The organism is Pseudomonas sp. HLS-6 TE3448 (assembly GCF_053629555.1).
The window spans coordinates 423,895-437,364 of sequence record NZ_JBRJIO010000001.1 but is presented as its reverse complement, the minus strand read 5'-3'; the positions used below and the strand labels follow the sequence as shown (position 1 = coordinate 437,364).

Genomic DNA, 13,470 nt, shown 5'->3' with positions numbered 1-13,470 from the left:
TTGACGGTGTGGTGGGCGGATTCCTATAGTGTGCGCAAGTGGCAGAAAGTGGCATGAAGTGGGTTTTCAGGCACAAAAAAACAAACAATTAGGGAAGCGCAGCCGTGTTCCGCGGAGCAAACGCTATCAACCTCGACGCCAAGGGCCGTCTCGCAATGCCGAGCCGGTACCGTGACGAGCTTGATTCGCGCAGTTCCGGGCAATTGATCGTGACAATTGATGCCGTTGACCCCTGTTTGTGTGTCTACCCGCTTGATGAATGGGAAATTATTGAAGCCAAGTTGCGTGCCTTGCCGTCATTGCGTGAAGAGAACCGTCGCCTGCAGCGTTTGCTGATCGGCAATGCGGTGGATCTGGAGCTCGATGGCAGTGGGCGCTTCCTGGTGCCTCCGCGTTTGCGTGAGTACGCCAAGCTCGACAAGCGCGCAATGCTTGTGGGGCAACTGAACAAATTCCAATTGTGGGACGAGGATGCCTGGAATGCTGTTGCTGCAGCAGACCTGGCGGCCATTCAACAACCGGGCGCCATGCCTGATGAACTACGTGATTTGATCCTGTGACTATAGATAGCGGCTTTAACCACATCACCGTGCTGCTTGACGAAGCCGTCGAGGCTCTCGCCATACGCGCCGATGGCTGCTACCTGGACGGCACGTTCGGTCGTGGCGGTCACAGCCGTTTGATCCTTCGGCATTTGGGGCCGCAAGGGCGACTGCTCGGCTTCGATAAAGATCCTCAAGCGATTGCAACCGGGCAAGCGCTGGCGGCCGAAGACGGCCGCTTTGTTATTGTGCAGCGCAGTTTTGCCGAGCTGGGTGCAGAGGTTTCCGCGCGCGGCCTGGCCGGCAAGGTCAGTGGCGTGCTGCTTGATCTGGGCGTTTCCTCGCCTCAGCTGGATGACCCCGAGCGCGGTTTCAGCTTTTTGAACGATGGCCCTCTGGATATGCGCATGGACCCTTCGCGGGGTATCAGTGCTGCAGAATTCATTGCTACTGCGCCCGAAGAGGAAATTGCCCGGGTATTCAAGGAGTACGGCGAGGAGCGTTTCGCCAAGCGGATGGCCCGTGCCGTGGTCGAGCGTCGTCAGGTGCAGCCGTTTACCCGTACCGCAGACCTCGCCGAAGTGCTCAAGGTAGCCAATCCAGCATGGGAGAAGGGCAAGAACCCGGCAACCCGTGCATTCCAGGGGCTGCGCATTCACGTCAATAACGAGCTGGGTGATCTTGAGGCTGGCCTGGAGGCTGCGCTCGAGATGCTGGAGATCGGCGGTCGTCTGGTGGTGATCAGCTTCCACTCCCTGGAAGACCGGATCGTCAAACTGTTCATGCGCAAACTGGTCAAGGGTGAGGCCGATAACCTGCCGCGCAACCTGCCTGTACAGCACAAGCCTTTCGAGCCGAAGATCAAGGTGCACGGCAAGGCGCAGTTCGCCTCCGACGCTGAGCTCAAGGCTAACCCGCGTTCGCGTAGCGCGGTCATGCGGGTTGCGGAGAAGCTGCGGTGAGCAAGCTTTTTGCCAAGCCTCTACCAGGCGGAAGCTTCCTGATGCTGCTGCTGTTCATTGGCGTGCTCATTTCGGCGATCGCCGTGTCCTACAGCGCGCACTGGAATCGTCAACTGCTTAACACCCTCTATGGCGAATTGAACGAGCGCGACAAGGCGCAGGCCGAGTGGGGTCGTTTGATCCTTGAACAAAGTACCTGGACCGCCCACAGCCGGATCGAGAGCCTGGCTAGCGAGCAGTTGAAAATGCGTATTCCTGGCGCCGATGAAGTAAGGATGGTGGTGCCATGATGAAGCTTGAGGGTGCGCTTTATCCGTGGCGGTTTCGCGTGGTGCTTGCGCTGCTGGCCGTGATGGTCGGTGCCATTGCCTGGCGAATTGTCGATTTGCAGGTGGTCGACCGTGACTTCCTCAAGGGGCAGGGCGATGCGCGCAGCCTGCGCCATATTCCCATTCCTGCACACCGTGGGTTGATTACCGACCGCAACGGCGAACCGCTGGCGGTCAGTACGCCGGTTACCACGCTGTGGGCCAACCCGAAGGAGATGCAAGCGGGCAAGGACCGTTGGCCGGTGTTGGCGGCTGCCCTCAAGCAGGACCCCAATCAGTTGAGCCAGCGTCTTGAGGCGCAGGCCAACAAAGAGTTCATTTATCTGGTGCGCGGCCTGACCCCAGAGCAAGGACAGGTTGTGCTCGACCTGAAAATACCGGGCGTCTACGGCATCGAGGAGTTCAGGCGGTTCTATCCGGCCGGTGACGTAACTGCGCACATGGTTGGTTTCACCGACCTTGATGATCACGGTCGGGAAGGTGTGGAACTGGCCTACGATGACTGGCTGGCCGGGGTCCCGGGAAAACGTCAGGTGATCAAGGATCGGCGTGGCCGACTTATCAAGGACATCCAGGTAACCAAGAACGCCAAGGCAGGGAAGACCTTGGCGTTGTCCATTGACCTGCGTCTGCAGTACCTGGCTACCCGCGAGCTGCGCAATGCGATTGCCGAGCAGGAAGCCAAGGCCGGTAGCCTGGTGATCATGGACGTGAAGACTGGCGAAGTCCTGGCAATGGTCAACCAGCCAACCTACAACCCGAACAACCGTCGCAGCATGTTCCCCGCTGCGATGCGTAACCGGGCCATCATCGATGTGTTCGAGCCAGGCTCCACCGTCAAGCCATTGTCGATGAGTGCGGCGCTGCAAAGCGGACGCTGGAAGCCGACCGACAAGGTCGAGGTGTATCCCGGTACCTTGCAGCTGGGCCGTTACACCATTCGTGACGTTTCCAAGACCGAAGGCCCGATCCTCGATCTGACGGGCATCCTGATCAACTCCAGTAACGTCGGCATGAGCAAGATCGCCTTCGATATTGGGGGCGAGGCGATCTATCGCGTCATGGCTCAATTGGGCCTGGGCCAGTACACCGGCCTGGGGTTCCCGGGCGAGCGCGTCGGTAACTTGCCGAACCACCGTGAGTGGCGCAAGGCCGAGACCGCCACGCTGTCTTATGGCTATGGTTTGTCGGTTACCGCGCTGCAGTTGGTGCACGCGTATGCGGCATTGGCCAACGACGGCAAGATGGTGCCGTTGAGCATTCTCAAGACCGACAAGGCACCTGAAGAAACCCAGGTCGTGCCGAAGGAAACCGCAGAAACCATTCAAGGCATGCTGCAGCAAGTGATCGAAGCGCCGCGTGGGGTGTTCCGTGCGCAGGTGCCGTTCTATCACGTCGGCGGCAAGAGCGGTACGGCCCGTAAGGCCACCATTGGTTCCAAAGGTTATACCGAGAACGCCTACCGATCCCTGTTCGCCGGCTTCGGGCCCATGAGTGATCCGCGTTACGCCATCGTGGTGGTCATCGACGAGCCGAGCAAAGGTGGCTACTTCGGTGGCCTGGTTTCTGCGCCGGTGTTCAGCAAGGTCATGTCGGGCACCCTGCGTTTGATGAACGTTCCGCCGGACAACCTGCCGGCACCTATTCCACCGCAGCAGGTCAATGCTGCGCCCGCCAAAGGAGGGCGCGGATAATGACAATGCCATTGAGTAAGCTGTTCGCCCAAGCCTCGCGCGATCCATTGATTCGCGAGCTGACGCTCGACAGTCGTAACGTGCGTCCTGGCGATCTGTTCCTGGCGGTGCCGGGTACGCGTGTGGACGGGCGCGAGCACATTGCCGATGCGCTGGCGCGCGGTGCCGCGGCTGTTGCCTATGAGGCTGACGGCGCCAGCGTGTTGCCGCTCACGGATGTGCCGTTGATTCCGGTCAAGGGCCTGGCTGCCCAGTTGTCGGACATCGCCGGGCGTTTCTATGGCGAGCCCAGCCGTCTGCTGGACCTGGTGGGTGTCACTGGAACCAACGGCAAGACCAGCGTGACTCAGTTGGTGGCTCAGGCGTTGGACCGTCTTGGCCAGCACTGCGGTCTGATCGGCACCTTGGGCACCGGGTTTTATGGTGCTTTGCAAAGTGGCCGCCTGACGACGCCTGACCCTATTGCGGTACAGGCCACGCTCAACGATCTGAAAAACCAGGGCGCCCGTGCGGTGGCCATGGAAGTGTCCTCTCACGCGTTGGATCAAGGCCGGGTCGCAGCCCTTGCGTTCGATATTGCTGTGATGACCAATTTGTCGCGTGATCATCTGGATTACCACGGCAGCATGCAGGACTACGAGGCTGCCAAGGCACGCCTGTTTGCCTGGCCGAACCTGCGGTGCCGGGTGGTCAACCTGGACGACGACTTTGGTCGCCGCCTCGCTGCCGAATCCAGTGATGCGCGTCTTATCAGCTACAGCTTGATCGATGCCCAGGCCTCGCTTTATTGCCGCGAAGCTCACTTCGATGATGATGGCGTGCGCGCCGTGATCGTGACGGCTCAGGGCGAACGTACCCTGCGTAGCCGCCTGCTTGGGCGCTTCAATCTGAGCAATATGCTGGCTGCGGTCGGCACATTGCTGGCGCTGGATTACCCGCTGGATGAAATTCTCAAGGTCACCCCCGAGCTGGATGGGCCGGTTGGGCGCATGCAGCGCCTGGGTGGCGGCAAGCGGCCTTTGGTGGTGGTCGATTACGCACATACCCCGGACGCCTTGGAAAAGGTACTTGAAGCTCTGCGCCCGCACGCCAAGGGGCAGTTGTTGTGCCTGTTCGGGTGCGGTGGTGACCGTGATCGCGGCAAACGACCGCTGATGGCGCAGGTTGCCGAGCGTCTGGCTGATCGTGTGCTGGTCACTGACGACAACCCGCGCAGTGAAGATCCGCAGCAGATTTTTGCGGACATTCGTGCAGGCTTCGATGACGTGACAGCCGTCGAATTCGTTGCCGGGCGCGGTGAAGCCATCGCCCAACTGATCGCCAGTGTGGCGGCCGATGATGTCGTCGTCCTGGCCGGCAAAGGGCACGAAGATTATCAAGAGATCAATGGCCAGCGGCATGCGTTCTCCGATCTGGTTGAAGCCGAGCGCGCGTTGAGCGCCTGGGAGGTTACTCATGCTTAAGCCACTGTCGCTCAGCGAGTTGACCGTAGCATTGCAGGCACGTGTGCATGGCAGTGATGCCACGTTCAATGGCGTCAGTATCGACAGCCGTGCAATTACCCCGGGGCAGTTGTTCGTGGCGCTGACCGGGCCGCGTTTCGATGGGCACGACTACCTGAACGATGTTGCAGCCAAGGGTGCTGTGGCGGCGTTGGTCGAGCGTGAAGTGCCAGGTACTGATTTGCCACAGCTGATCGTGGCCGACAGTCGTCTGGCACTGGGCCAACTGGGTGCGCTGAACCGTGCCCGGTTCGACAAGCCTGTCGCGGCGATTACCGGCTCTAGCGGTAAAACCACGGTTAAAGAGATGCTCGCCAGTATCCTGCGCACCCGTGGGCCGGTGTTGGCCACCCGTGGCAATCTGAACAACGACCTTGGCGCGCCATTGACGCTGCTGGAGTTGGCCTCGGAGCACACTGCGGCGGTTATTGAGCTGGGTGCTTCGCGCGTCGGCGAAATCGCCTACACCGTTGGCCTGACCCGGCCGCATGTCGCCTTGATCAACAATGCCGGTACGGCTCATGTCGGCGAATTTGGCGGTCCGGAAAAGATTGTTGAAGCCAAAGGTGAAATCCTTGAGGGCCTGGATCAGGATGGCGTGGCGATCCTCAACCTTGATGACAAGGCGTTCGCTACCTGGAAGCAACGCGCAGGCGATCGCCGTGTGATCAGTTTTGCGCTGAACAATGCTGCCGCTGATTTCCATGCCACTGCGCTTGATCGCGATGTGCGCGGTTGCCCCGCATTCGACTTGCGTAGCCCTCTGGGTTCGGCGCGGGTGCAGTTGAACCTGCTCGGCACGCACAACGTCAGCAATGCCTTGGCTGCCGCCGCTGCCGCCTATGCCTTTGGTCTGACACTTGAAGGTATTGTTGCCGGCCTGAATGCCGTGCAGCCCGTCAAGGGCCGCACCGTGGTACAGATGGCTGCAAATGGCGTTCGGGTGATCGATGACACTTACAACGCAAACCCCACCTCCATGTGTGCTGCCGTTGATATACTCGCCGGCTTTTCCGGGCGCACTGTTCTGGTGCTCGGGGATATTGGCGAACTGGGCCAGTGGGCCGAGGAAGGGCATCGGCAGGTGGGCGACTACGCCAAAGACAAGGTTTCGGCACTCTATGCCGTAGGGCCAATGATGGCTCACGCTGTTAAGGCGTTTGGCATCAATGCCCGCCACTTCGCTACTCAAGCCGACCTGATCGAAGCCGTTCGTGGCGAGCAGGCTGGCAATACCACCATTTTGATCAAGGGTTCGCGCAGCGCTGCGATGGAAAACGTCGTGGCGGCCTTGTGCGGTTCCAGCGGGGAGAAACATTAATGCTGCTGCTGTTGGCCGAGTATCTGCAACAGTTCTACAAAGGCTTCGCGGTCTTTCAGTACCTGACCCTGCGCGGGATTCTGGGTGTGCTGACGGCGTTGTCGCTGGCCCTGTGCTTGGGGCCCTGGATGATCCGCACGCTGCAGATTCGCCAGATCGGTCAGGCGGTGCGTAATGATGGCCCGCAATCGCACTTGTCCAAGTCCGGTACCCCGACCATGGGTGGTGCCTTGATCCTGTCGGCCATTGCCATCAGTACGCTGCTTTGGGCCGACCTGAGCAACCGTTATGTGTGGGTCGTGCTGATCGTCACGCTGCTGTTTGGCGCCATTGGTTGGGTTGACGACTACCGCAAGGTGATTGAAAAGAATTCGCGTGGCCTGCCAAGCCGCTGGAAGTATTTCTGGCAATCGGTGTTCGGCCTGGGCGCTGCGATCTTCCTGTACATGACGGCACCGACCAGCGTCGAGACCACGCTGATCGTACCGATGCTCAAGGATGTCACCATTCCGTTGGGCATTGGCTTCGTGGTGCTGACCTATTTCGTGATCGTCGGTTCGAGTAACGCGGTCAACCTGACCGATGGCCTCGATGGCCTGGCCATTCTGCCCACGGTGATGGTTGGCGGCGCCTTGGGTATCTTCTGCTACCTGTCGGGTAACGTGAAGTTTGCTGAATACCTGCTGATTCCTTATGTACCGGGCTCTGGCGAGCTGATCGTGTTCTGTGGCGCCTTGATCGGTGCGGGCCTGGGTTTCCTCTGGTTCAACACCTATCCGGCTCAGGTCTTCATGGGTGATGTCGGCGCGCTGGCACTGGGTGCTGCACTGGGCACCATTGCCGTGATCGTCCGCCAGGAGATCGTGCTGTTCATCATGGGCGGCATTTTCGTCATGGAGACCCTGTCGGTGGTCATCCAGGTGGCGTCCTTTAAATTGACCGGTCGTCGTGTGTTCCGCATGGCGCCTATCCACCACCACTTTGAACTCAAGGGTTGGCCCGAGCCGCGTGTGATCGTCCGTTTCTGGATTATCACCGTGATTCTGGTGCTGATTGGCCTTGCCACCCTGAAACTGAGGTAGACACGCGTGTCACTGATCGCTTCTGACCACTTCCGCATTGTTGTCGGCCTCGGCAAGAGCGGCATGTCCCTGGTTCGCTTCCTGGCGAGCCGGGGCGTTGCGTTTGCGGTCGCCGATACGCGCGAGAACCCGCCGGAGCTGGCAACGCTGCGGCGCGACTACCCACAGGTGGAAGTACGTTGCGGCGAACTGGATGTGGACTTTCTTTGCCGCGCTGACGAACTGTATGTCAGCCCGGGCCTTGCCCTGGCGACACCTGCATTGCAACAGGCGGCTGCCCGTGGCGTGAAACTGTCGGGTGATATCGAACTGTTTGCCCGCAATGCCAAGGCACCCATTGTCGCGATCAGCGGCTCCAATGCCAAAAGCACGGTGACCACCCTGGTCGGGGAGATGGCTGCGTCAGCCGGCAAGCGTGTCGCGGTGGGTGGCAACCTGGGTACCCCCGCCCTGGACCTGTTGAGCGACGACGTTGAACTGTATGTCCTGGAGCTTTCCAGCTTTCAGCTGGAAACCACGGATCAGCTCAACGCCGAAGTGGCGACCGTGCTGAACATCAGTGAAGACCACATGGACCGATACAGCGGCCTGCCGGCGTATCACCTGGCCAAGCACCGGATTTTCCGCGGCGCGCGTCAGGTTGTGGTCAACCGCCAGGATGCCCTGAGCCGTCCCCTGCTGACCGAGGGCCAGACCTGCTGGACCTTCGGTTTGAATGCCCCGGATTTCAGGGCGTTCGGTTTGCGTGAGGAGAATGGCGAGAAGTACTTGGCCTTTGAATTCCAGAACCTGATGCCGGTACGTGAGCTGAAGGTTCGCGGCGCTCACAATCAGTCCAATGCCCTGGCCGCGCTGGCGCTGGGCCATGCTGTTGGCCTGCCGTTCGATGCCATGCTGAGCAGCCTGCGCAGTTTTACCGGCCTTGCACACCGTTGCCAGTGGCTGCGTGAGCGTGACGGGGTGAACTGGTACGACGACTCCAAGGCGACCAACGTCGGTGCAGCCCTGGCCGCTATCGAAGGCCTGGGCGCCGATATCGACGGCAAGCTGGTGCTGGTGGCTGGCGGTGATGGCAAGGGTGCAGACTTCAGCGCCCTGCGTGCTCCGGTAGCAGCCCATTGTCGCGCTGTGGTGCTGCTGGGTCGCGATGCCGAATTGCTGGCCCAGGCCTTGGGCGACAGCGTGCCGCTGATTCGTGTGAAGACCCTGGACGAAGCCGTCCAGCAATGCGCAGCGCTGGCCCGTCCGGGTGATGCCGTGTTGCTGTCACCCGCCTGCGCCAGCCTCGACATGTTCAAGAACTTTGAAGAGCGTGGGCGTCTGTTCGCCCACGCGGTGGAGGGGCTTTCATGATCTTTGGCATCATCAAGCCCTACCCATCACCGTTGATCACCGGGCGAGGTATCGACCTCGACTTCCCGTTGCTTGCCGGTTGCCTGGCCTTGTTGGGCCTGGGTCTGGTGATGATCACCTCGGCTTCCTCGGAAGTGGCGGCGGCGCAATCGGGCACACCGCTGTACCACATGTTCCGTCACCTGGTTTACGTGCTGCTGGGCTTGGGCGCTGGCGTAGTGACCATAATGGTGCCGATTGCCACCTGGCAACGCATGGGCTTCCTGATGCTGGTGGGTGCCTTTGGCCTGTTGGTGTTGGTGCTGGTGCCAGGCATTGGCCGAGAAGTGAACGGTTCGATGCGCTGGATCGGCTTCAGCTTCTTCAACGTGCAGCCGTCGGAAATTGCCAAGGTTTTCGTGGTGATCTACCTCGCCGGCTATCTGGTACGACGTCAGACAGAGGTACGCGAAAGCTGGATGGGCTTTTTCAAGCCATTCATTGTTTTGCTGCCGATGGCCGGCCTGTTGCTGATGGAGCCTGACTTCGGTGCCACCGTCGTGATGATGGGGGCGGCTGCAGCGATGCTGTTCCTTGGCGGTGTTGGGTTGTTCCGCTTCAGTCTGATGGTGGTGCTGGCGGTCGGAGCCGTGTTTGTTCTGGTACAGGCTCAGCCCTACCGGATGGCGCGTTTGATTACTTTTACCGACCCGTGGTCCGATCAGTTCGGTTCGGGATACCAGCTGACGCAGGCGCTGATTGCGTTTGGTCGTGGCGAGTGGTTTGGTGTCGGCTTGGGCAACAGCGTACAGAAGCAGTTCTACCTGCCTGAAGCGCACACCGACTTCGTGTTTTCGGTGCTGGCTGAAGAACTGGGCGTCGTTGGCTCGCTGGCGACCGTTGCCTTGTTCCTGTTTGTTACGGTGCGGTCGCTGTACATCGGTCTGTGGGCCGAGAAGGCCAAGCAGTTCTTTGCCGCGTACATGGCGTTCGGCCTGGCCTTCCTGTGGATCGGTCAATTCTTGATCAATATCGGGGTGAACGTCGGCCTGCTGCCGACCAAGGGCCTGACGTTGCCGTTCCTCAGTTACGGTGGCAGTTCCCTGGTGATCTGCTGTGCCTGTGTGGGGTTGCTGCTGCGAATCGAGTGGGAGAGTCGAACCCACCTGGGCAGTGAAGAGCACGAATTCGATGAAAGCGATTTTGCCGAGGAGCCGAATCATGGCCGCTAATGGCAAGAACGTCTTGATCATGGCGGGCGGCACTGGGGGCCACGTGTTCCCTGCGCTGGCCTGTGCCCGGGAGTTCCAGGCACGCGGTTACACCGTGCATTGGCTGGGAACGCCGCGAGGCATTGAAAACGAACTGGTTCCTCAGGCTGGGCTGCAGCTGCACCTGATCAATGTCAGTGGCCTGCGTGGCAAGAGCAAGCTGTCGCTGCTCAAGGCGCCGTTCACGGTGCTCAAGGCCGTGTTGCAGGCGCGCCAGGTGATTCGTCGGCTCAAGCCGGTATGCGTACTGGGTTTCGGCGGCTATGTCACCGGCCCGGGCGGCGTTGCGGCGAAGCTCTGTGGCGTGCCACTGGTGATTCACGAGCAGAACGCTCGTGCGGGGACGGCCAATCGTTTGCTGGTGCCGCTGTCTGCGCGTGTCTGCGAAGCGTTCCCGGACACCTTCGCCGCTTCGGAAAAACGTCGTACCACCGGCAATCCGGTGCGCAGTGAGTTGTTCCTGGAACCGGTGCGCGAACCGCTGGCCGGTCGCCGTCCGCGCCTCTTGATCCTCGGCGGCAGCCTGGGTGCCGAGCCTTTGAACAAATTGTTGCCCCAGGCATTGGCGCTGGTTGCGGAACCAATCCGCCCGAAAGTGTTCCATCAGGCCGGGAAACAGCATGATCAGATCACTGCCGAGCGCTATCGCGAAGCGGGGGTCGAGGCTCAGGTAGAGCCCTTTATCAAGGACATGGCCCAGGCCTATGGCTGGGCTGATCTGGTGGTGTGCCGTGCAGGTGCGTTGACGGTCAGTGAGCTGGCGGCAGCAGGACTGCCGTCGTTGCTGGTGCCATTGCCCCACGCAATCGACGACCACCAGACCCATAACGCCCATTATCTGGCTCGTGAAGGCGCCGCCTTCCTGATGCCACAAGCGACAACTGGCGCAGCGCAGCTCGCTGAACGCCTGAACGAGGTGCTGATGCAACCGGAAAAACTCAACACGATGGCCAGCACCGCACGGCGCTTGGCCAAGCCCGCTGCCACCCGCACCGTGGTCGATATCTGCCTGGAGGTGGCCCATGGTTGAGAATCGCAAAGCCATGCCTCAACCTGAAATGCGCCGTATCCGTCGTATCCATTTCGTCGGTATTGGCGGTGTGGGGATGTGCGGCATTGCCGAAGTGCTGTTGAACCTGGGTTATCAGGTCTCGGGTTCTGATCTCAAGGCTTCGCCGGTCACCGAGCGCCTGCTGTCGTTCGGCGCCGAGATCTTCATCGGCCACCGCGCCGAGAACGCTGCCAGCGCCGATGTGCTGGTGGTCTCCAGCGCGGTCAATACAGCCAACCCTGAAGTCGCTACGGCCCTGGAGCGTCGTATTCCCGTGGTGCCGCGTGCCGAGATGCTCGCCGAGTTGATGCGCTACCGTCACGGTATTGCCGTTGCCGGCACCCACGGCAAGACCACCACGACCAGCCTGTTGGCCTCGGTGTTCGCCGCAGGTGGCCTGGACCCGACGTTTGTCATCGGTGGTCGTCTGAATGCAGCCGGTACCAACGCCCAGTTGGGCACCAGCCGCTACCTGATCGCCGAAGCCGATGAGAGCGACGCCAGCTTCCTGCACTTGCAGCCGCTGGTGGCTGTGGTCACCAACATTGATGCCGACCATATGGCGACCTATGAGGGTGACTTCAACAAACTGAAGAAAACCTTTGTCGAGTTCCTGCACAACCTGCCGTTCTATGGCTTGGCAGTGGTATGCCTGGACGACCCGGTGGTACGTGAGATTCTGCCGCTGATCAAACGCCCGACCCTCACTTACGGCGTCAGCGAAGAAGCTGACGTACGGGCAATCAATATTCGCCAGTCGGGCATGCAGACGCACTTCACCGTGCTGCGTCGTGACCGCGAGCCGCTGGATGTCTCGGTGAACATGCCGGGTAACCATAACGTGCTCAACGCCTTGGCAACCATCGCCATCGCGACCGATGAAGGCATCACCGACGAGGCCATCGTCCAGGGGCTTTCGGGCTTCCAGGGTGTTGGTCGACGCTTCCAGGTCTATGGCGAGCTGCCAGTGGACGGCGGCAGCGTGATGCTGGTGGACGACTACGGCCATCACCCGACTGAAGTGGCTGCCGTGATCAAGGCCGTGCGCGGTGGTTGGCCGGAGCGCCGTCTGGTGATGGTGTACCAGCCGCACCGTTATAGCCGCACCCGCGACCTCTACGACGATTTCGTGCAGGTACTGGCCGATGCCAACGTGCTGCTGTTGATGGAGGTTTATCCCGCTGGAGAGGAGCCGATCCCCGGCGCCGACAGCCGTCAGCTTTGCCACAGCATTCGCCAGCGCGGCCAACTCGACCCGATCTACATCGAGCGCGGCATCGAACTGGCGCCGCTGGTCAAACCTCTGCTGCGTGCCGGCGACATCCTGCTGTGCCAAGGGGCAGGTGATATCGGTGGCCTGGCCCCACAATTGCTGAAGAGCCCGTTGTTCGCGAGTGCTGCAGCCAGCGAAGGGAAATCGAAATGACTGTTAACGACTATTCGAAACTGCATTCACACATCGCACCGAAGGATTTCGGTCGGGTTGCCGTGCTCTATGGCGGCAAGAGCGCTGAGCGTGAGGTCTCGCTCAAGTCGGGTGCCGCGGTCATTGACGCGCTGCAGTCTGCCGGCGTCGACGTGGTTGCCATTGACGTTGGTGACGATCTGCTCAGCCGTCTGCAGAACGAGAAGATCGACCGCGCGTTCATCATTCTCCATGGCCGCGGCGGTGAAGATGGCAGCATGCAAGGCCTGTTGGAGTGCCTGGGCATTCCTTACACCGGCAGCGGCATTCTCGCGTCGGCCCTGGCCATGGACAAATTGCGGACCAAGCAGGTCTGGCAGAGCCTGGGTATTCCAACCCCGCGCCATGCCGTGCTGGCCAGCGAAGCCGACTGTGTGGCCGCGGCGTCGGCCCTGGGCTTCCCGCTGATCGTCAAGCCTGCCCATGAGGGTTCGAGCATCGGCATGGCCAAGGTGCACAGCCGTGACGAGCTCATCGTGGCGTGGAAGGACGCTGCCCGTTATGACGCTCAAGTGCTGGTCGAGCAGTGGATTCAGGGGCCGGAATTCACCGTGGCCGTGTTGCGCGACAAGGTGCTGCCACCGATCGCCCTGGGTACGCCGCACTCGTTCTACGACTACGACGCCAAGTACCTGGCCAACGATACCCAGTACCGCATTCCCTGCGGCCTGGACAGCGCCAAGGAACAGGAACTGATCGACCTTACCGCCCGTGCTTGCGAAGCCATCGGCATCGCAGGGTGGGGCCGGGTTGATGTGATGCAGGACGAGCAGGGCCGGTTCTGGCTGCTCGAAGTCAATACCGCACCAGGCATGACTGATCACAGCCTGGTCCCGATGGCGGCTCGCGCAGCCGGCCTGGACTTCCAGCAGTTGGTGCTGGCAATCCTGGCCGCTAGCGTTGAGGCGCGAGGTTAAGC

General features: G+C 60.8%; 12 protein-coding genes. All 12 read left to right on the top strand.

Annotated elements, in window-relative coordinates; translation table 11 throughout:
- Nucleotides 1-104: 104 nt before the first annotated feature.
- The 12 genes from mraZ to AB7M23_RS01990 are packed head-to-tail and all read left to right on the top strand — an operon-like array spanning nt 105 to nt 13,468.
- A complete protein-coding gene (gene mraZ, locus AB7M23_RS02045) occupies nt 105-560 on the top strand; it encodes a division/cell wall cluster transcriptional repressor MraZ (protein WP_065758906.1) in 456 nt (151 codons plus the stop codon).
- On the top strand, nt 557-1,504 hold the full coding sequence (gene rsmH / locus AB7M23_RS02040) for a 16S rRNA (cytosine(1402)-N(4))-methyltransferase RsmH (RefSeq protein WP_065758907.1): 948 nt from the start codon (nt 557-559) through the stop codon (nt 1,502-1,504). Before mraZ ends, rsmH begins: the two co-directional genes overlap by 4 nt.
- On the top strand, nt 1,501-1,794 hold the full coding sequence (gene ftsL / locus AB7M23_RS02035; RefSeq protein ID WP_099775725.1) for a cell division protein FtsL: 294 nt from the start codon (nt 1,501-1,503) through the stop codon (nt 1,792-1,794). The genes rsmH and ftsL overlap by 4 nt, the downstream gene beginning before the upstream one ends.
- The gene (locus tag AB7M23_RS02030; protein ID WP_177442449.1) at nt 1,794-3,527 is read left to right on the top strand and encodes a peptidoglycan D,D-transpeptidase FtsI family protein; all 1,734 of its coding nucleotides are present in this window, start codon (nt 1,794-1,796) and stop codon (nt 3,525-3,527) included. Before ftsL ends, AB7M23_RS02030 begins: the two co-directional genes overlap by 1 nt.
- Nucleotides 3,527-4,990: a UDP-N-acetylmuramoyl-L-alanyl-D-glutamate--2,6-diaminopimelate ligase gene (locus AB7M23_RS02025; RefSeq protein WP_454240126.1), complete on the top strand. Its 1,464-nt coding sequence runs from the start codon at nt 3,527-3,529 to the stop codon at nt 4,988-4,990. The genes AB7M23_RS02030 and AB7M23_RS02025 overlap by 1 nt, the downstream gene beginning before the upstream one ends.
- Entirely contained in the window at nt 4,983-6,350 is a 1,368-nt protein-coding gene (locus AB7M23_RS02020; protein ID WP_454240125.1) for a UDP-N-acetylmuramoyl-tripeptide--D-alanyl-D-alanine ligase, read from the top strand. The genes AB7M23_RS02025 and AB7M23_RS02020 overlap by 8 nt, the downstream gene beginning before the upstream one ends.
- Nucleotides 6,350-7,432, top strand: a complete 1,083-nt coding sequence (mraY, locus tag AB7M23_RS02015; protein ID WP_065758912.1) for a phospho-N-acetylmuramoyl-pentapeptide-transferase — start codon at nt 6,350-6,352, stop codon at nt 7,430-7,432. The genes AB7M23_RS02020 and mraY overlap by 1 nt, the downstream gene beginning before the upstream one ends.
- A gap of 6 nt (nt 7,433-7,438) precedes the next feature.
- Nucleotides 7,439-8,785, top strand: a complete 1,347-nt coding sequence (murD, locus tag AB7M23_RS02010) for a UDP-N-acetylmuramoyl-L-alanine--D-glutamate ligase (RefSeq protein ID WP_454240124.1) — start codon at nt 7,439-7,441, stop codon at nt 8,783-8,785.
- A complete protein-coding gene (gene ftsW, locus AB7M23_RS02005; protein WP_065758914.1) occupies nt 8,782-9,996 on the top strand; it encodes a putative lipid II flippase FtsW in 1,215 nt (404 codons plus the stop codon). Before murD ends, ftsW begins: the two co-directional genes overlap by 4 nt.
- A complete protein-coding gene (gene murG / locus AB7M23_RS02000) occupies nt 9,986-11,065 on the top strand; it encodes an undecaprenyldiphospho-muramoylpentapeptide beta-N-acetylglucosaminyltransferase (RefSeq protein WP_454240123.1) in 1,080 nt (359 codons plus the stop codon). The genes ftsW and murG overlap by 11 nt, the downstream gene beginning before the upstream one ends.
- Complete coding sequence (gene murC, locus AB7M23_RS01995; protein ID WP_099775719.1) at nt 11,058-12,512, top strand: UDP-N-acetylmuramate--L-alanine ligase; 1,455 nt, start codon at nt 11,058-11,060, stop codon at nt 12,510-12,512. The genes murG and murC overlap by 8 nt, the downstream gene beginning before the upstream one ends.
- Complete coding sequence (locus AB7M23_RS01990; RefSeq protein WP_099775718.1) at nt 12,509-13,468, top strand: D-alanine--D-alanine ligase; 960 nt, start codon at nt 12,509-12,511, stop codon at nt 13,466-13,468. Before murC ends, AB7M23_RS01990 begins: the two co-directional genes overlap by 4 nt.
- Nucleotides 13,469-13,470: the final 2 nt, after the last annotated feature.

What these genes read in the sequence shown, in the direction of transcription:
- AB7M23_RS02030 (WP_177442449.1), top strand. Translation starts at nt 1,794, where the DNA reads ATGAAGCTTGAGGGTGCGCTTTATCCGTGGCGGTTTCGCGTGGTGCTT.
- AB7M23_RS02025 (WP_454240126.1), top strand. Translation starts at nt 3,527, where the DNA reads ATGACAATGCCATTGAGTAAGCTGTTCGCCCAAGCCTCGCGCGATCCA.
- AB7M23_RS02020 (WP_454240125.1), top strand. Translation starts at nt 4,983, where the DNA reads ATGCTTAAGCCACTGTCGCTCAGCGAGTTGACCGTAGCATTGCAGGCA.
- mraY (WP_065758912.1), top strand. Translation starts at nt 6,350, where the DNA reads ATGCTGCTGCTGTTGGCCGAGTATCTGCAACAGTTCTACAAAGGCTTC.
- ftsW (WP_065758914.1), top strand. Translation starts at nt 8,782, where the DNA reads ATGATCTTTGGCATCATCAAGCCCTACCCATCACCGTTGATCACCGGG.
- murG (WP_454240123.1), top strand. Translation starts at nt 9,986, where the DNA reads ATGGCCGCTAATGGCAAGAACGTCTTGATCATGGCGGGCGGCACTGGG.
- murC (WP_099775719.1), top strand. Translation starts at nt 11,058, where the DNA reads ATGGTTGAGAATCGCAAAGCCATGCCTCAACCTGAAATGCGCCGTATC.
- AB7M23_RS01990 (WP_099775718.1), top strand. Translation starts at nt 12,509, where the DNA reads ATGACTGTTAACGACTATTCGAAACTGCATTCACACATCGCACCGAAG.